The organism is Streptomyces sp. RLA131 (genome assembly GCF_056270125.1).
Map to the genome: position 1 here is coordinate 8116467 of NZ_JBWDOQ010000002.1, position 17650 is coordinate 8134116.

The 17650-nt window shown below is 70.7% G+C and carries 18 protein-coding genes and 2 pseudogenes; 8 read left to right on the forward strand and 12 right to left on the reverse strand.

Translation table 11 applies throughout. The annotated features are described in order from the left end of the window. Positions 1-96 precede the first annotated feature (96 nt). From RWE79_RS37685 to RWE79_RS37700, 4 genes are all read right to left on the reverse strand, one after another. A complete protein-coding gene (locus RWE79_RS37685; RefSeq protein ID WP_475945048.1) occupies positions 97-555 on the reverse strand; it encodes a cupin domain-containing protein in 459 nt (152 codons plus the stop codon). A gap of 344 nt (positions 556-899) precedes the next feature. Continuing rightward, entirely contained in the window at positions 900-1481 is a 582-nt protein-coding gene (locus tag RWE79_RS37690; RefSeq protein ID WP_475946362.1) for an NADPH-dependent FMN reductase, read from the reverse strand. A 214-nt stretch (positions 1482-1695) separates the two neighbouring features. Continuing rightward, positions 1696-2619, reverse strand: coding sequence for an RNA polymerase sigma-70 factor (locus RWE79_RS37695; RefSeq protein WP_475945050.1), 924 nt, complete (start codon positions 2617-2619; stop codon positions 1696-1698). Further along, positions 2616-3548, reverse strand: a complete 933-nt coding sequence (locus tag RWE79_RS37700) for an NAD-dependent epimerase/dehydratase family protein (protein WP_475945052.1) — start codon at positions 3546-3548, stop codon at positions 2616-2618. Before RWE79_RS37700 ends, RWE79_RS37695 begins: the two co-directional genes overlap by 4 nt. A gap of 274 nt (positions 3549-3822) precedes the next feature. Between RWE79_RS37700 and RWE79_RS37705 the strand changes: the two genes are divergently transcribed. Continuing rightward, positions 3823-4734 carry an EamA family transporter gene (locus RWE79_RS37705; protein WP_475945054.1) on the forward strand — a complete coding sequence of 304 codons (912 nt, stop codon included), beginning with the start codon at positions 3823-3825 and terminating at the stop codon, positions 4732-4734. A 138-nt stretch (positions 4735-4872) separates the two neighbouring features. On the opposite strand, the gene RWE79_RS37710 is transcribed toward RWE79_RS37705, so the two are convergent. Beyond that, on the reverse strand, positions 4873-5739 hold the full coding sequence (locus RWE79_RS37710) for a helix-turn-helix transcriptional regulator (RefSeq protein ID WP_475946364.1): 867 nt from the start codon (positions 5737-5739) through the stop codon (positions 4873-4875). Between the two features lie 162 nt (positions 5740-5901). On the opposite strand from RWE79_RS37710, the pseudogene RWE79_RS37715 reads away from it, so the two are divergent. Together RWE79_RS37715 and RWE79_RS37720 are read left to right on the forward strand one after the other, a co-directional pair. Continuing rightward, a pseudogene (locus RWE79_RS37715) lies at positions 5902-6664 on the forward strand (SDR family oxidoreductase). Between the two features lie 299 nt (positions 6665-6963). Beyond that, positions 6964-7386 (forward strand): hypothetical protein, encoded by a 423-nt coding sequence (locus tag RWE79_RS37720; RefSeq protein ID WP_475945056.1) that lies wholly within the window; start codon positions 6964-6966, stop codon positions 7384-7386. A 173-nt stretch (positions 7387-7559) separates the two neighbouring features. On the opposite strand, the gene RWE79_RS37725 is transcribed toward RWE79_RS37720, so the two are convergent. Continuing rightward, the gene (locus RWE79_RS37725) at positions 7560-8237 is read right to left on the reverse strand and encodes a type III effector protein (RefSeq protein ID WP_475945058.1); all 678 of its coding nucleotides are present in this window, start codon (positions 8235-8237) and stop codon (positions 7560-7562) included. Between the two features lie 127 nt (positions 8238-8364). Between RWE79_RS37725 and RWE79_RS37730 the strand changes: the two genes are divergently transcribed. The 3 genes from RWE79_RS37730 (at position 8365) to RWE79_RS37740 (ending at position 9845) form a co-directional block, all read left to right on the forward strand. Further along, a complete protein-coding gene (locus RWE79_RS37730; protein ID WP_475945060.1) occupies positions 8365-8799 on the forward strand; it encodes an Hsp20/alpha crystallin family protein in 435 nt (144 codons plus the stop codon). A 102-nt stretch (positions 8800-8901) separates the two neighbouring features. Continuing rightward, a complete protein-coding gene (locus tag RWE79_RS37735; protein WP_475945062.1) occupies positions 8902-9297 on the forward strand; it encodes a DUF2267 domain-containing protein in 396 nt (131 codons plus the stop codon). Between the two features lie 113 nt (positions 9298-9410). Beyond that, positions 9411-9845, forward strand: coding sequence for a DUF2267 domain-containing protein (locus RWE79_RS37740; protein WP_475945064.1), 435 nt, complete (start codon positions 9411-9413; stop codon positions 9843-9845). A 167-nt stretch (positions 9846-10012) separates the two neighbouring features. Here RWE79_RS37740 and RWE79_RS37745 read toward each other — a convergent pair whose 3' ends face one another. Next, positions 10013-10465 (reverse strand): protein kilB, encoded by a 453-nt coding sequence (locus tag RWE79_RS37745; protein WP_475945066.1) that lies wholly within the window; start codon positions 10463-10465, stop codon positions 10013-10015. A 333-nt stretch (positions 10466-10798) separates the two neighbouring features. Beyond that, on the reverse strand, positions 10799-11359 hold the full coding sequence (locus RWE79_RS37750) for an AAA family ATPase (RefSeq protein WP_475945068.1): 561 nt from the start codon (positions 11357-11359) through the stop codon (positions 10799-10801). A 121-nt stretch (positions 11360-11480) separates the two neighbouring features. Between RWE79_RS37750 and RWE79_RS37755 the strand changes: the two genes are divergently transcribed. After that, complete coding sequence (locus RWE79_RS37755) at positions 11481-11633, forward strand: hypothetical protein (protein ID WP_475945070.1); 153 nt, start codon at positions 11481-11483, stop codon at positions 11631-11633. A 126-nt stretch (positions 11634-11759) separates the two neighbouring features. On the opposite strand, the gene RWE79_RS37760 is transcribed toward RWE79_RS37755, so the two are convergent. The 3 genes from RWE79_RS37760 to RWE79_RS37770 form a co-directional block, all read right to left on the reverse strand. After that, positions 11760-12683 (reverse strand): lysostaphin resistance A-like protein, encoded by a 924-nt coding sequence (locus RWE79_RS37760; protein WP_475945072.1) that lies wholly within the window; start codon positions 12681-12683, stop codon positions 11760-11762. Positions 12684-12838: 155 nt separating this feature from the next. Continuing rightward, positions 12839-13516, reverse strand: a complete 678-nt coding sequence (locus tag RWE79_RS37765; RefSeq protein ID WP_475946366.1) for a response regulator — start codon at positions 13514-13516, stop codon at positions 12839-12841. A 65-nt stretch (positions 13517-13581) separates the two neighbouring features. Continuing rightward, on the reverse strand, positions 13582-14829 hold the full coding sequence (locus RWE79_RS37770; RefSeq protein WP_475945074.1) for a sensor histidine kinase: 1248 nt from the start codon (positions 14827-14829) through the stop codon (positions 13582-13584). 67 nt (positions 14830-14896) lie between these two features. On the opposite strand from RWE79_RS37770, the gene RWE79_RS37775 reads away from it, so the two are divergent. After that, complete coding sequence (locus RWE79_RS37775; RefSeq protein WP_475945076.1) at positions 14897-16513, forward strand: ISAzo13 family transposase; 1617 nt, start codon at positions 14897-14899, stop codon at positions 16511-16513. A 57-nt stretch (positions 16514-16570) separates the two neighbouring features. On the opposite strand, the pseudogene RWE79_RS37780 reads toward RWE79_RS37775, so the two are convergent. Further along, positions 16571-17556, reverse strand: a pseudogene (locus RWE79_RS37780) (IS5 family transposase). Positions 17557-17650: the final 94 nt, after the last annotated feature.

Here is a 17650-nt window from a genome sequence, read left to right on the forward strand (position 1 = left end):
TGGTCGGGGTCTCCGGGCCGCCCTGACCCGTACTCGGCGACGGACACCCCGACCGGGCCGATTCCGGCGAGCGTGACGGTGTACCGCGTGGTGGTATCAGGCGAAGTCGGTGGCCGGTTCGGTGGCGTACCGGCTCATCGCCTCGATGGTCGTCTCGGGGGTCAGCGGCCGGCCGCCGGCGATCATGTCGCGCAGGTCCCGGAAGTAGTTGACGTACAGGTCCGGGGTGAACGTGTTGAGCAGGACCGTCGTGCCGTCGGTCGGGTTGGCGAAGGTGTGCGGGGCGCCGGGCGGGATCATGACAAGGGTCCCGGCGGGTGCGTCGTGCACGCTCTCGCCCACGGTGAACCGGGCCGCGCCGGACACCACGTAGAAGCCCTCGTCGTGCCGGGCGTGCCGGTGCTGCGGAGGACCGTCGGTGTGCGGGGCGAGGGTGATCTCCCCGACTCCCAGGCGGTGGCCGGTGGTGCTGCCGTCCTCCAGGATCCGCATCAGGGTCGGCCCCAGCTGGATCGACTCGCCGTCGTCCGGGCCCACGACTGAGACGTCTGTCATCTGAACCTCCGGTAAAGAGTAAAGAGAGAGCAACATCGTTATTGGGGTTTGCCCTCATCAATATATGGAGTCGACCCCCGTTGTGCAAGTCTGCTCTCACGATGAATCCAGGCTCGTCCCGAGTGCGGGGGAGCGGGCCGCCGCCCGCGAGGCGCGGCCGTCGCCCTGTGCCGCTCGTCGCCGTCGCCGTGGTCACGCCGACGACGCCGTCACCGGCACCGCGTGGCGGCACGGCACCGCGCCAATGGCCGGGGTGGAACCGGCCCCGGCGCGGGGCCGGGGCGCGGACCGTCACCGTTTCGTACAAACGGCGTCAACGTCGCGGGGGAGGGGCTTTCGGCCGTTCAGGCAACTGCCCGGGAAGCCGCGCGCAGCGGGCCCAGCGCCCGTGCCCACGCCAGCAGTTCGTCGACCAGCCCGTGCACCTCCGCCACGTGCAGCTCCTGCGGCCGGAAGTCGGCGAAGGCCACGAAGTCCTCGCGCAGCGACAGCGCCACCTGCGGCCCGATGTCCGCCATCCGCAAGGGGCCCGCCTGCGCACGCAGCTTCTGCACCGCCATGACCGCGCCGAAGATGCCGTAGCCGACGTAACCGACCGGCTTGCCGCCCCACTCCTCGTAGAGGTAGTCGATGGCATTGGTCAGGGCGGCGGGCGGGGCGGTGTTGTACTCGGGCGTGACGACGATGAAGGCGTCGCACGAGCCGATCCGCTCGGCCCACCGCCGGGTGTGCGGCCGCCGGCCCGGAGCCGTACGCGCCGGCACGGGTTCGTCGAGCAGCGGCAGCGCGTAGTCCTTCAGGTCCACGAGCTCGAAGTCCGCGTCGTCGCCCGCGTGTTCAGCCGCCAGGTCCCGCACCCATCGGGCCACCCTCGCGCCGTTCCGGCCGGGGCGGGTGCTGCCGATGATGACGCCGATCCTGATCATGTCCGATTCTCCCGTTCTGGTGCTGGTGCTGGTGCTGGTGCTGGTGCTGGTGCGCCGCACCTGTCGCTGCCTGGTCTCCGGTGGGGGCACGGCAGGCCGTTGCCGTCCGCCGCTGCTTCCCCGGGTGGTCTGTGGGCCGTGTCGCAGGCGCCTGCCTGTCCGCGATGCTGAGATCCCTGTCGCTACGGCGGGTTCGCGCAGCGCGCTCTTCGGGTCAGTCCGCGTCCTGACGGACCTGCTGCGTTTCACGCAGGACCGCCCATGCGTCCGCCACGGGGCCCACGTGCCCGAGTTTGTCGGGGTTGCTGACCGTGCGGATCGTCTGGATCCGCCCGTCGAGGATGTCGAGGGTCCAGGTGTTGAGGACCTTGTCGTCCCGGTCGCGGAAGATCGCGCCCGGCTGGCCGTTCATCGGGTGCGGCTCCACGACGCCGCCGATCCGGACGAACGACGGGAGGAGGGTGGAGAGCAACCGGGACACAGTGTCGGCGCCGAAGAAGCCCCCGGCCCACTGCGGGGCCTTGCCGCCGCCGTCCGCGACCAACGACACGTCGGCGGCGAGCAGTTCCCGCAGCCCGTCGACATTGCCCTCCCGCAAGGCGTCGAAGAACCGGCCGGCGAGCTCCTCGCGCTCCCTCCGGCCGGCCTCGAACCGGGGCCGGCCCGCGTCCATGTGGCGGCGCGCCCGCACAGCGAGCTGGCGGCACGCCGCCTCCGACCTGCCCACCGCCGAGGCGATCTCCGGAAAGCCGAAGGCGAACACCTCCCGCAGCACGAAGACCGCACGCTCCAGCGGGGAGAGCCGCTCCAGCAGCAACAGGGACGCCATCGACAGCGAGTCGGCCAGCTCCGCCGATCGCTCCGGGTCCTCGTAGGGGTCGGTGAGCAGCGGCTCGGGGAACCACGGCCCGACGTACTCCTCCCGCCGCAGGCGGGCCGAGCGCAGCACGTCGATCGAGACCCGGGTGACCACGGCCGAGAGGAACGCCTTGGGCGACGCGGGCCGGGTCGGTGAGAGCTCGTAGCGCAGCCAGGTCTCCTGGACCGCGTCCTCGGCCTCGCTCACACTGCCGAGGACGCGGTAGGCGATCGAGAACAGCAGCGGCCGCAGCTCTTCGAACTCCTCGGTCCGGGTCACGCCAGCCCCTCCTTGAAGCCCTGCCGCCACGACGGATAGCGCGGCTGCCAGCCCAGCTCCCGCCTGGCCTTGGCGTTGGAGAAGCCGCGCCCCTCGGTCATCATCGTCACCACCACCTCCCCGGCCAGCAGTCGGGCCAGCCACTTGGGGACCCGCATCGGCGGCTTGGCCCCCGCGCAGGCCGCCAGATACGGCAGCCACTCGCTCTCCGGGGCCGGTTCGTCGTCGACGATGTTGAACACCCCCTTCGCCTTCTGCTCCACGGCCAGGACGGTCGCGGCGGCCGCGTCGTCGAGATGCACCCACGAGGCGTAGCCGGTGCCGTCCCCGACCAGCGGGAACTGCCGCTTGCGTACGAGCACGAGCTGATCGTCGGTGGCGCCCGGCCCGTAGAACGCGCCGTACCGCATCACCGCCCCGCCGGCCCTGCCGACCGCGTCCTCGACGTGGCGGAGCGCCGCCATCGCCGCATGTGCGGCCGTCCCCTCGTGCAGGTCCAGCGGGTCCTCCTCGGACTTCACCCAGCCGCCCTCGCGGATCCCGTTCCAGTTGGCGTAACCCTGAGCGACGAAGTGCGGTACTCCGGTCGCCTCGGCCGCGGCCAACAAGTGATCCGTCCCCTCCGTGCGCAGCCGGACGGTGGGGACGGACCACCGGTCGAAGTGCTTCAGATCCGGCTTGCCGGCGTGCGCAAGGGAAATCCCGGTCATCTGGTGCACGATCACGTCCGGCCGGGCGGCCGCCACCGCCTCCCCGACCGACACCGCGTCCAGTCCGTCCATCACCACTGCCTCGGCACCCAGCTGCTCCACCGGACCCAGCTTGGCCGCGCTCGTCGTCGTCGCCGTCACCTGGTGCCCCCGCGCCACCAGTTGCGGCACCAGCCGCCGCCCCAGGACCCCCGTACCGCCCGCCACGAACACCCGCATGGCCGTCACCTTCCTGCTCCCGAAGTTCGTCTTCGAGACCTGAGACGAGACAGCCCCTCCGTCTGTGACATGGGAGCACCGGTGGGCTGGGGTGGGGTGGGGAACACGGCACGTCGATCACCACAAACCCTCGTGATTCTGCGGCACGCCCCGGGCCTTGCCGCGAGCCCTCCCCTGGCCGTGAGGTGTGTGGGAGGCGGCCAAGGCGGAGTTCTGCTCCGGGCGGTGCAGAAAATCACGAGACGCGCCGCGCCCGACCGTCGATAATCCACGCGTGGCCACCTCGAACGTCGACAGGACTGAACGCGGCCCGTCTCCCCGATCGTCCCTGACCGCGCCGGCCGGACGTACCTTCGGCGCGATCCCGCCACCGGCACTGGTACTGCTCGGCATTGTCAGCGTTCAGGTGGGCTCGGCATTGGCCAAGCACTTGTTCAGCGCAGTGGGCAGCTTCGGGACAGTCGCGTTGCGACTGTTCTTCGCGGCGGCGGTGCTGATGCTGTTGTGGCGGCCGTCACTGCGCATGAGTCGTCGCACGTGGACAGTGGTGCTCGGCTACGGCGTGATTCTCGGCTCGATGAATCTGTGCTTCTACCTGGCGCTGGCCCGGATGCCGCTGGGTATCGCGGTAACCATCGAGTTCCTCGGGCCGCTGGCGGTGGCCCTGGCCGGGTCGAGGCGATGGCTGGACGCTTTCTGGGCCGTGCTCGCGGCAGGCGGTGTGGTCGTGCTGATGGAGGGACGCGGCGACCTGGACCTTGTCGGTTCTCTGTTCGCCCTCGCCGCAGGAACGTGCTGGGGTCTGTACATCCTGGTCGGCGCGGCGCTGGGCCGCCACACCACGGAAGGCAATGGTCTGGCTCCGGGAATGGCCGTCGCGGCACTGGTGGCTGTGCCATTCGGCGTGGCCGACAGCGGAACGGCGCTGATTCAGCCGTGGGTCCTGGTCGCGGGGCTCGGCGTGGCACTGTTGTCGTCGGTGATCCCGTACTCGCTGGATCTGGAAGCACTACGCAAGATCCCACCGCGCGTGTTCGGCATCCTGATGAGCCTCGAACCAGCGATGGCGGCCCTCATCGGCCTCATCGTGCTCCAGGAGTCGCTGCACTGGTCGCAGTGGATCGCGGTGCTGTGCGTGGTGGCCGCGTCGGCGGGCGCCGCACGTGGTGCCCGCCAGGACATCTGACCGCCGACAACGGGAGGAGCGGTCATCTCGTCGGTGCCGGACCTGCTGTCGGGATCCGGCTCAACGAGGTACGACGAGCTGGTGGATGAGGCCCGGACCGGTGATCACAGTGAGGGTCGCTGAGGTCGACCCTCCGCGTCACGGGGTGTGGCTGTGCGCCCCACCGGCCGGTTCCGGGGTCGCCGCCCAGCTGGCCAGCAGCCTCACGCGTTCCTCCGTCCGGGAACCCGGCTCCGGCGTGTAGACCACCAGCACCTGATCCGGCTCCCCGGACACTGTCAACGTTTCGTACGGCATGCTGAGTTCGCCCGCCACAGGGTGCGTCATGCGCTTCGTCCCGTACGTCTTCTCCTTGACCTGGTGATCCGCCCACAGGCGCCGGAAGTCCTCGCTGCCCAGTGACAGTTCGCCCACCAGCGTGGCCAGTTCCTTGTCGTGCGGGTGCTGTCCCGCGTCCAGGCGCAGATACGCGACCGTCTCCGCGGCCACCGCGGGCCAGTCCGGGTACAGTTCGCGCGCCTGAGGGTTGAGGAACACCTGACGCGGCATGTTGCGTTCCTCGGGCGGCATCCGCGAGAACCCGACGACGGCGTCGCCCAGCGCGTTCCACGCCAGGATGTCCATACGGCGCCCGAGGACGAACGCGGGAGCCCTGTCCATGGTGTCCAGAAGGAGGCGCAGTCCGGGGCGGACCTTCTGGCGCGCGGGCCCGGAGGCGGACTTGCGGCGGGTGGCGGCGGGCCTGGCCACCGAACGCAGATACTCCTGCTCGGTGTCGTCGAGGCGCAGGACGCGCCCGACGGCGTCGAGCACGGCATCCGAGACGGAGGGGCCGCGGCCCTGTTCGAGACGGATGTAGTAGTCGACACTGACGCCCGCGAGCTGGGCGACCTCCTCGCGACGCAGGCCCGGCACACGCCGCCTGCCGTGACCCGGCAGCCCGACCTCCTCCGGCTGGATGCGGGCGCGCCGGGAGCGCAGGAAGTCGCCGAGTTCCGCGTCCATGGATCTGTCCATGCGCCGATCCTAGGTGCCGGCACCGATCCGATCCTGGTACTGCCGTACCCAGGAAAACGGCAGCCCTGGGTAAGGGCCGCGGCGGGGCGCAGGGTGTTGCCGTGGCCGGGAGACGCCCGGTCACGGCAACGACCGACCCAGGAGTTCCCCATGTCGTACGACACCCTCACCGGCCGCACCGCCGTCGTCACCGGAGCCGCCAGCGGCATGGGCGAGGCCACGGCCCGGTTGCTCGCCGCGCACGGCGTGCGAGTGGCGCTGCTCGCACGCCGGGCCGAGCGGCTGACGGAACTGGCCGCCAAGATCGAGGCGGACGGCGGGCAGGCCCTCGCCGCCGTCGCCGACATCACCGACCAGGCTTCCGTGGACGCGGCGGCGGAGCGGGTGCACGCCGCGTACGGCCAGGTCGACCTGGTGGTCAACGCGGCGGGCGTCATGCTCCCGAACCCGATCACCGGGGGTCGCGCCGACGAGTGGCAGCGCATGCTCGACACGAACGTGGCGGGCGCCCTGCGGGTCGTCCGCGCCTTCACCCCGGACCTGATCGCGGTGGCACAGGCCGGGCGGACCGCGGACCTGGTGAACATCTCCTCGATCGGCGCGCACATCGCGTTCCCCGACTACGCGGTGTACGGCGCCACCAAGGCCGCCCTCACGTACCTGTCGCAGTCCCTGCGCACAGAGCTGGGCCCGCGCGACATCCGCGTCACCAACATCGAGCCGGGCCTGACCAGCACGGAGTTGGGCGAGCACATCGACAACGTGGAGCTGTCCAGCCAGCTGGACGGCATGTTCGACGCGCTGATCGGCCTGTCGGCGGACGACATCGCGGACCTGATCGCCTACACGACCGAGCCGCGCCCGCCATGTGAACCTGCGCCAGGCGATCGTGCTGCCCACGCGGCAGGCGTGAAGCAGACGACACCCCGGTCCCCGGATGCGGGACCGGGCACTGCTCGCCGCGGCCCACTGGCGCACGAACCTGACGTCGCGCCGGCCCGGCCCGCTGTTCGGGGGTGCGCAAGTGGGCCGCGGAGCGCGTCATCGACCACCTCGGACCGGTGCTCGCGCTCCGGCCCCGCGAGCGGTTCGCTCGTCGCGGCCGCGTCCGGCGCGGAGCCGCAGGCTGCGCTGATCCTCCTCACCGGCCACGTCGACTCCACCGGCCCGCCGAGTGCGTGACCAGCACGATGAATTTCGCTGTTCAGGGCAGTGCTCGATCGGCAGAATCAGCACAATGCCGCGCTTGTGTGTGACCAATGCCGACGCCCCCTCACCGAACCGGTCACCGAGGTGAAAGTACCGCCGCCGGTCCCGATGTCGGAGATCCCGGGCGTCCGGACACGTCCGGCCCGCCTGCCCCGCGGCACCTATGCCCCGAACTTCCGGCTGGGGGAGTTCAGCAACGACGTTCCGGGCATCACTGTGCACCCCGACGACGTGATCGGCACCGAACGGCATCCCGACCTCATGCGATCGATCGGTTGCTGCCAGGGCCCTGCGGGCGGCGACGGCCTGAACCTGGTCTGCGGACACTGCGGAGCCGAGGTCGCCACCCGGCAAGCGGATTGCTACACCCAGAACCAGGTGACCTTCGAGCCGGCTGCGGTCTGTCTCTCCTTCTCCCACGACTGAGGAACCCGGCTCCGTGGCAGTCGGTTCCGCGTGTCGGGGCATCGAGGTCGCCGATCAGGCGGAACGCTCCGGCGTGCTCCCCGGCCCGTCGGTGACGTGCCGGGACGTACGCCTCCGTCCTCGCCGTGTCACCTGCTCCAGGGGGCAGGTGGGGGCAGGTGGTGGTTCAGGGTTCAGCGGGGGTCGTTGTCGGCCTGGCGGAGCCGGTCGGTGTTGTGGGTGATGGTGTCGACGCGGGCGGCGAGGTCGGGGCGGTTGGCCTTGAGGTGGGCGTGGGTGTCGGCGAGTGGGCCGATCAGGTTGGCCGCGTCGTCGTCGGCCAGAGCGTCGGCGAGCCGGGCCACAGGTGTGCGGGCCTGGGCGGGGAGGTCGGTGAGGGCGGTGATCTGGCCGGCGAGCTGGCGCAGGTCGGCGGCGTTGGTCCGGGCCCAGGCGCTGATGGTGCGGTCGGCGGCGCGGCGGTTGCGGGTGGCTTGTACGCGCTGTTCGCCGGTGGTGCCGGGTGTTCCGGGGCGTACGCGCAGGTAGCGGCGCTCGGCGGCCTGGCGGCTGGCGACGCCCAGGGGGTGGGCGAGGTCCGCCCAGCTGGAGCCCGCTGCCCGGGCCGCCTCGATCAGTCCGGGTTCCCATCCCGCGAGTTGGTCGCGCAGCTCACGCAACAGCAGGAGTGCGGCCAGGGCCTGGTCCGCACTGGCCTGTCCGTCCTGCGGGTGTGTTTCGTCCTGCGGGGCCTGCGGGGCCTGCGGGGCCTGCGGGGTCCGGGCGGTGCGGACGGCTTCGTCGATCGTGTTCAGCGCCGCCGCGGCGGCGAAGAACGAGGCGGGGTCACGGGGCCCGGGGGAGGCGTTCATGGAGATCCTCTCAAGACTGTCACCCTTTGGACGACACTTCACTTGTCATCGTTTGGATGACATGTTACAACGGTGTCAGACGAAGCGCATTGGCAGTTCCTGCCAGACCTGTGGAGGTGTTTTCGCGATGTTGATGCGCACTGACCCGTTCCGCGAACTCGACCGGCTCGCTCAGCAGCTGACGGGTGTGACCGGCACCTGGTCCAGGCCCTCGGCGATGCCGATGGACGCCTACCGTGAGGGCGAGGAGTACGTGATCGCCCTCGACCTGCCCGGCGTCGCGAAGGACGCGATCGACGTCGATGTCGAGCGGAACATGCTCACCGTCAAGGCCGAGCGCCGCCCGGTCGCGAAGGCCGACGACGTGCAGATGGAGCTGTCCGAGCGACCCCTGGGCGTCTTCTCCCGTCAGCTGGTGCTGGCCGACACCCTGGACACCGAGCGCATCACGGCCGACTACGACGCAGGGGTGCTGACCCTGCGCATCCCGATCGCCGAGCGCGCCAAGCCCCGCAAGATCGCCATCGGCGGGGAGTCCGGTCACAAGCAGATCAGCGGCTGAGAAACCAGCTACCCGACCGCCGACGGCGGAGGACGGGCAGAACTCCTCCTGGTCCCGTCCTCCGCCCCACGTCCTGCGTACCTCGATGCAGAAGGGGCAGTGGTGGCCATGCGATGGGAAGCATTCCTCGACCACGTGCGGGAACGCGGCCAGTACGCCACGCCCCACGAAGCCGAGCGGGCCGCGCGTACGGTTCTGGCGCTGCTGGGCGCGCATCTGGTGGGTGAGGTCCGGGCCGAGCTGGCCGCCCGGCTCCCCGAGACCTTCGCCGTGATTCTGCTCAACCCGCTGCAGGCCACCGAGCCGCTCCCGCCGGAGCGGTTCCTGCGGGCGACCGCGGCGTGGATCGAAGGAGCCACCGAACAGACCGCGGCCTGGGACGTCAGCGCCGTACTGAGCGTTGCCGCCGATGCCGCGGGCGAGGAACTCACCCGCGGCATCCTGCTCCAGCTCCCCCCGGGCTACGACCTCCTCTTCGGTCGTCCCCAGCACACCTGAGCCCGAAAAAGCGTGACCCCCTCACACAGTCAGCGGGGCCGGCCGGCCCTCACCGGCCGGCCCTTCCCACCGGCGACAACGCCCTTTGGACCAGAAAGGCGACCACTTTTCCGATGCTTGAGCTGCGTGAACCGGCCTCTGCCCGGCCCGGCATGACGTTTCACCAGATGCTGGAAAGAATCCGGTACGAAGGCGCGTATCCCACCCGGGAACGGGCTGAGGAGGTTACGCGTGCCGTGCTGGGGGCCCTGGGCCGTCAGCTCACCGGCGAGGAACGCGTCGGCCTCGCCGCCTGTCTCCCTGTGGAGGCCGCCCTCGATCTCACCGGCCAGATCCCCGACCCTCAGCCGCTCACCGGCTGGGGCTTCGTCAAGAACCTGGCCGCCCGTACGGGTGCCACCCCCGCGACCGCCCGCTGGGACACCGGAGCCGTCCTCGCCGTCGTCGGCCACCTGGCCGGCCCGCACCTCCTGGACCGCGTCCTCGCCCAGCTGCCGTCCGGATACGCGCTGCTGTTCGGCCGCGCCGAACTCACCCAGGCCGCCTGACCGTTCCGGCTGGAAACCGCCCCCGGCCGGCTCCCCGTCCTGCCCGTTCGGACCCGTCGGTTGCAACGCCGTGGGCATCGCCAGGCCGGCAGGAGCCGCCGGTGGCGGTCGTCGTGCTCGCGGCCTCAGGTCTTTCCGCCCCCCCCCGCACTCCGTATGGCCGGCGATCAGCCCATAGCGCGGCCCGCAGCGGCGATCAGGTCATTGGTAGCTGTGATGGCGGCCTCGCGGCGGCCGGCCAGCATGGTGTGGTCAGTGGTGTCGCGTAGGCCGAACGCGGCCAAGGCGGCCTGGCGAGCCGGTTCAGCGAGGGACGGCTCCAGGACGGAGACCGCGACCAGCGGTCCGGTAACGGCGGAACGCGTGGCGTGGGAGGCGGCGCGGGCCGCCTCGACGGCTTCCTGGCTCGCACCGCTGAGGCGCAGGTCTTCACGGTGCCACATGGCCCGCCGGTGGTCGCCCAGTGCGGCCGCCAACTCGCCCAACGCCGCGCGCAGTGCTTCCGCTTTCCGGTCGGCCTGGGCGACACGCCGGGCGTTCCGCTCCCCCCTGATCTGGAGCAGCCCGGTAAGCGCGCCGCCGAGCAGCGTGCCGGCCACGGCGATGATGCTGGACCACATCCTCGAAGTCCTCCTCGGGAAAGCAGTGGTGATGTCGGCCGGGTCGGCTGAGCCCCTCCGACGCGGTGTTCCGGTACATCATGCAGAAGGGTGCGGCCCGGTGCGGGGGAAGCGGGGGACCGGGGCGTCGGGCGGAAGCATCGGGTGGCCGCCCGGCCCCGCCGAACCCGGCCCAGCCGAACCCGGCCCAGCGGAACCCAGCCGAGCCGCGACGGGCCCGTGGCCGTCCGGCTGCAGGTTCGCGTACGGGCGAACGGTCCGTATCCGTCGCTCCACTCCTCGAAGCGGACCGTCCGGTGGGGTCAACCGTCCCCTGTCGAGGCCACCTGGGCCTCATGCGGCCCGGGGTCCCGTGCTGTCAGCAGGGTCGGGCGCGGGAAGACCGGCGAGGCCGGTGTCGAGCAGGATGCGGTCGACCGTCTCGGTCAGGGTGCTGTCGGCGCCGATGACGGTCTCGGTGCCGTCGGGGAGCAGGTCGAGTCGCCGGTACCAGTCGCGCAGCTCGGCCTCGCCGACCTCGTGCGCGATCGGCTTGGTGGCATGGCGGGCGAGTGTCTGCCTGAACGGAACATCCAGGTAGTAGCCGTGGGTTGGGCCGCGGTGGTCGGTGCGTAGCTCGGCGAGCATGGCGCCGTAGTGGTCGGCGTAGAGGATGCCCTCCAGGACGACGTGATACCCGGCGTCCAGGGCGTAGCGGGCGACGGTGTCGATCAGACCGATGTTCGCCGCGCCTGGCCGGTCGCGTTCGCGCAGGACGATCCGGCGCAGGTTGTCCTGGCCGACCAGGGCCAGGCCGCGGCCGAAGCGGTCACGGATGCCGGCCGCGACCGTCGACTTGCCCGAAGCGCTGTTCCCACGCAGGACGACCAGCCTCGTGTCCTCGGTACCCACCATCACCCGCCCCACGCTACCGGCAGCCACCGACAGCTCTCGCGGGCCTGAGGACGGGATCCCCGGCGGCGTGCTGCCGGTCCGTTCGATGGAACGCGCCGCTCACGAGCGGGGAGTGCGGTTTGTGACCTTTTCGCGTGCCGGGTACGGCGTGTCCACGCGGGCGCCGGGGCGCGATGTCGTGGACGTGGTGCCGGACGTGCGGGCCGTGCTCGACCACCTCGGCGCTCCGCGCAGCGCCTTCTGGAACGCACGGAACAAGGGCGGTTACAGCTGAACCGCTCGTCGTCCGACTACTCGGCGCGGTCCGCCCACGGAACTCGTGCCGCCCCGCAGGCGAAAGCGCCTACGGACTTCCGTAGGCGCTCCTCGGTTCGGTGGGCGTGGTCCGAGGCCCCGGTGGTCAGGACAATGCGGGGGTCTGCTCGGACCGGAGCTGCCGGCGGGGGTGGAGGCGGCCTTGACGCTTGGCCGTGCGCAGGAACACGACCGCGGGGATGACGCAGACGAGGATGGCGAAGATGCCGGCCTCCGGGCCGAAGCCGCCCCCGGTGATCGCCTCGGGGCCCGACAGCACACCGTGGAGCAGACCGGCTGGCATGTCCTCGTTGCCGGAGACCGTGACGCCGAAGATGCCGCTCAGGGCGAAGTTCCAGCCGAAGTGCAGGCCGATCGGCAGCCACAGGGTGCGGGTGGCCGCGTAGGCGGCGCCGAGCATCAGGCCGGCCTCGATGGCGATGGCGAGCGCGCCCCACACGGTGGCACCGGAGTTGACCAGGTGAAGACCTCCGAACAGCAGGCCCGAGATCGCCAACGCACCCCGTGTACCGGTGAGTTCCTCAAGGAGGCGGAAGACGACGCCGCGGAACAGGAGTTCCTCGACGACCGCGGTCCCCGCCATCATCCCCAGGATGGTCACCGCGCCGCCGACGGACACCCCGCCCTTGGTGCTGTATCCGCCGAACAGGACGATCAACGCGAACGTCGCGACGAAGAGTCCGAGGCCGACGGAGATGCCGATGCGCAGGCCGGGCCTGGCCACGGTGGTGTCCAGTTCGGCCACGGGGCGCTGTTCGAGGACCCGTACCGCCGCCGCGTAGACCGTCAGGGCGAGCACCGCGGCCGCCGCGCCGAACAGCAGGGACAGCACCGGGTTGTCGCCCGCGATGGCCCTCATCCCCGCGGCGACTCCCGTCACCAGGACGAACAGCACCACCATCACGCCCAGCCGCACCCCGGCCGCCCACACCCGGCGCGTCGGCTCGAACGGTGACTGCGAGAACTGGTGCTTCACCCACCGCGTTGCCCGCGCGTTCCAGAGCGACATGACATTCCTCCATCGTTGACCGGCGGCCCGGCCGCCCCTGCATCGATAGGAACGCTATGAGCCGAGGGCACCCTGAAACGTCCCCCTGCGGTGGACGATCGCGTGTAGCTCGCGCGGGGGACAACGGGCCGCACGGGAGGGGAGGACGGGACGGTTCAGCCCTGCGCGGTGACCAGGCCCGTCCGGTGGGCGAACACGACCGCCTGGACGCGGTCACGCAGGTCGAGCTTGGTCAGGATGCGCGACACGTACGTCTTGACCGTCTCGCGGCTGAGGACCATCCGGTCGGCGATCTCGGCGTTCGACAGTCCCTCGGCGATCAGTATCAGCACCTCGGTCTCGCGGGGGGCCAGGACGGACAGTGCCCCTGTCGCGCCGGGCTTGCGGGCCTCGGCCGGGCGGATCCGGTCGGCGAACCTGCCGACGAGCTGCCGGGTGACGGCGGGCGCCAGCAGGGATTCCCCCATGGCGACCGTACGGATGCCGTGCACCAGGTCGCGCGGCGGCGAGTCCTTGAGCAGGAACCCGCTCGCGCCGGCGCGCAGCGCCTCGTACACGTACTCGTCGAGGTTGAAAGTGGTGACCACCAGGATCTTCACCGGGTCGGCGACGCCGGGGCCGGCCAGCAGCCGGGTCGCCTCGATGCCGTCCAGCAGCGGCATCCGGATGTCCATCACCACCACGTCCGGGCGCAGCCGTGCCGCTGCCTCCACCGCCGCGCGGCCGTCGGCGGCTTCTCCCACGACCTCCAGGTCCGGCTGGGCGGTGAAGATGGTGACGTAGCCGGTGCGGACGAGTTCCTGATCCTCGCAGACCAGGACCCGGATCGGCATCACCGTGCTGGTCTCTGCCGTTCGCACCCCACCGGTTCCTGTCATCGCGGTTCTGCGGAAGTCTGTCATCCGTGCCTCCTGGAGGGCGTGCCGTGGCTCCCGGAGGGGATCCGGGCGCTGACGGCGAAGCCGCCGTCCGGGCGGGCGCCGGTCAGCAGTTCGCCGCCGAACACGCCCACCCGCTCACGCAGCCCGATCAGTCCGTGCCCGCCGCCCCGGCCCAGGGGACGGATCCCGGCGGCGGCCGGCGTGGCGGGTGTCCCCTCGGTGGTCACCCCGACCTCGATGCCGTCGTGCGCGTAGCTGACGGTGACAAGCGTCCGGTGGCCCGGCGCGTGTTTGAGGGCGTTGGTCAGAGCTTCCTGCACCACACGGTATGCGGCGAGTTCCACGCCCGAGGCCATCGCCGGCCGTTCTCCCGTCTCCGTCAGTTCCACGGGCTGTCCCGCCGCCCGGGTCTGCTCGACCAGGTCGTTCAGCCGGTCCGGCGCCGGAGCACGGTCCGCCGCGGACGTCGTGCCGCCGGACGCCTTCAGTACGCCCAGCAGATGCTGAAGGTCGGTCAGGGCGTGCCGGCCGGAGTCGCTGATCGCGCCGAGTCCGGTGGCCACCCGGTCCGGTGCGTCGGCGAGCAGGAACTGGGCCGCGTCGGCCTGCACCACCATCGCGGTGACGTGGTGGGTCACCACGTCGTGCAACTCCCGCGCGATACGGGCCCGTTCCTGGGCCATCGCCGCCTCCACGCTGAGACGGCGCCGCTCCTCCTCCCCGGCCTGCCGCGCCCGGACGGCCCGGCCCGCGGCCCAGCAGCAGGCCAGGACGAGGAGGATGAGAACGAAGTCGGGCAGCTGCTGCGGCGAGCCCCTGTCGTGCAGCCCGAGGGCGAACAGCACGTACAACCCGGTCGCGGCGGCCGCCCCCGGCGCGAGGCGCGCGCCGTCCGCACGCTTGCCGTGGGCACCCACGCTGTACAGGGCGACATAGAGCCCCATGCTCGCGAACGTCGGTGGATAGGCCGCCAGTTGCTGGACGGCGAAGGCTCCCGCCACCATCGCCAGGCACACCCCGGGCCGGCGGCGGCGCACCACCAGGGGCAGCCACAGGCCCAGCGCCACCAGGACACCCGGCAGGTCGTACGGACGCTTCGCGAGGTCGCCGAAGTCCGTGCCGAGATGAGCCGTCACCGGCGCGAACACCAACGGCGCCAGCACGACGGTGAACACCCCGTCCCGCACCAGCACGCCCAGCGCGTTCCAGCGCGCCAGGGCACCTCGAACGCCCGTCACCAGTACTGACGTTGTCGCTTCGAACACATGCCGAGCCTAAGGGCTTGCAGATGATTAACGTGTTGCTTCTTGTTGCGGTGCTCGTTGGTGTGGCATGGGCGTATCGGAGGGGACGCGGTCTCAACTCGCTGGGAAGTTCGCGGTGTTGCTTCCGCATCTGGACGAGCGGCAGCGCCGTCTGGCGATAGGAGCTGAAGCCCAGGCTCTGGGTCATGGCGGGGTCCGGGCCGTGGCCTTGGCGGCGGGGGTCAGTGAGGTGACCGTCTCGAAGGGTGTGGCCGATTTGGAGTCGGGCCGCGCCCCGCTGGGGCGGGTGCGCCGGTCGGGTGGCGGCCGCAAGAAGCTCGCTGATCTGGACCCTGGGCTGCGGCCTGCGCTGATGGCCCTGGTCGAACCGGACGAGCGGGGGGACCCGATGTCGCCGTTGCGGTGGACGACGAAGTCCACCCGTCGGCTGGCGGACGAGCTCACCCGGCAAGGGCACCGGGTGTCGGCTGACACCGTCGGTGACCTGCTGCGGGAGGAGGGCTTCAGTCTGCAGGGGAACGTCAAGACCCTGGAGGGGAAGCAGCACCCTGACCGGGACGCACAGTTCCACTACCTCAACGAGCAGGTCCGCGAGCACCGGGACGTGGGCGAGCCTGTGATCAGCGTGGACACGAAGAAGAAGGAACTGGTCGGCGAGTTCAAGAACAGCGGCCGTGAGTGGCAGCCTGCCGGCGAGGCGGTGCGGGTGAGCGTGCACGACTTCGCCGATCCTGAGCTGGGCAAGGCTGTCCCCTATGGAATCTATGACCTCGCGGCGAATGCCGGCTGGGTGAACGTGGGCTGTGACCACGACACCGCCGCCTTCGCGGTCGCCTCGATCCGACGCTGGTGGCACGGCCTGGGTCAGGACACCTACCCGCGGGCGTCACGGTTGCTGATCACCGCTGATGCCGGAGGTTCCAACGGCTACCGGACACGAGCCTGGAAGATCGAGCTGGCAGCCCTGGCCGCCGAGACCGGGCTGACGATCACCGTCTGTCACCTGCCGCCGGGCACGTCCAAGTGGAACAAGATCGAGCACCGGCTGTTCTCCCACATCACCATGAACTGGCGCGGCAGGCCCCTGACCAGCCATGAAGTCATCGTGCAGACCATCGCCGCGACCACCAGCCGCAGCGGCCTGCGCGTCCACGCGGAACTCGACACCGGAACGTATCCGACCGGTGTCCGGATCGGCGACGCGGACATGGCTGGCTTGCCACTGACCCGGCATGCCTTCCACGGCGACTGGAACTACGTCCTGCACCCCAGGCTCGCCGACACCTGCCAAGCCATCGAAGAGCAGGCGCCGACCAGCGGGTGGAACCCAGACTTCTTGTCCGATCCCGCGCTGACCGGGATGCTCCGGCAACAACTGGATGTGCTGACCCTCGCGCTGGCCGCCCTTCATGACGCCCAGCCCGGTGCCGGAATGGGGCGTCCGCCCAAACTGCCCTTCACCGAACAGGTCCTGGCCGCCGTGCTCCACCTGCGTCTCGGGCTGCCCGCAGAGCCCCTGGCTGTGCTGTTCGGCAACAGCCGGGCCGCAGTGCACCGCACCTTCCACAAGATCAGGCGCTTGCTCCACCAGCACGGAACCGTCATCCCACCCGCGACGACCCCACCCGCCGAACTGGCCACCCTCCACGCGCGTGTACTCGCGCAGAGCAACCCACCCACCTGAAGATCAAAGCAACACATTAATCATCTGCAAGCCCTTAGGTCCTGTCTGGAGTTCGGATCACGAGTGTGGTGCGATGCTGCGGAGCCAGAGCATCGCACCACACAGGTGCAGTCCGGCCTCGTAGCTCTCCGGGGTCTTGTCGTACCGGGTAGCGATACCGCGCCAGTTCCGCAGCCGGTTGATGCACCGTTCCACGGTGTTGCGCTCTTTGTAGAGTGTCGCGTCGTGTGAGACTGGCCGACCGCCAGCGCTGCCACGCTTCTTGCGGTTCGCGGCCTGGTCGACCTTCTCCGGGATCACGGCTCGGATCCCGCGTCGTCGCAGGTAGTGGCGGTTGCGTCGGGACGAGTACGCCTTGTCCGCGGCCACCGCATCCGGCCGGGTCCGCGGGCGCCCGATCGGGCCGCGCACCTTCACCCGTTCCAGGACCGGGGCGAACTGCGGACTGTCGCCGGCCTGCCCGGGCGTGAGGACGAACGCAAGCGGGCGACAGCGTCGGTCAGCCGCCACATGGATCTTGCTCGTCAGTCCGCCCCGGGAACGCCCCAGCTCGGCGGCTTTCAAGCGGGCTCGGTGTCGTCGGCGGACCCGTCGCCGCTCGACGCGCGCCTCATCCTCGGCCTGTCCGTCCTGCGTTCTTTGCGCCTTGCCATCGCCCCCTTTTCGGCCTCGACGGCCATTTCCAAGGCCGCCAACTGCTCGGGGTCCAGGGCCATCCCGGCGGCGTGATGGTGGGCCCGGGCGGTCGCAGAGTCCACGCTGACCAGGCCCAGGTCGGCCTGGCCGCGGGCGGCGGCCTCGGCGATCACTGTTTGCATCAGATCCTGGAAAACACCCCGCGTCGCCCAGATCCGGAAGCGGTCGTACGCGCTCGGCCAGGGCCCGAACTCGGTCGGCAGGTCACGCCAGGGGCTACCGGTCCGGAACCGCCACATCACCGCGTTGAAGTGTTTCCGCAGGTCAGGGATGGGCCCAACCGCGGCAATCGGGAGATGGGGCTCGATCAGGGCCCACTGCTCTTCGGTGAGATCGCCTCGCGCCATGACTGACGGCCTATCAAGACCGAGCCCTCGCGCGCAGGCGATCTACCGAACTCCTGATCCGAACTCCAGACAGGACCTAGTCGCCGATCGGATT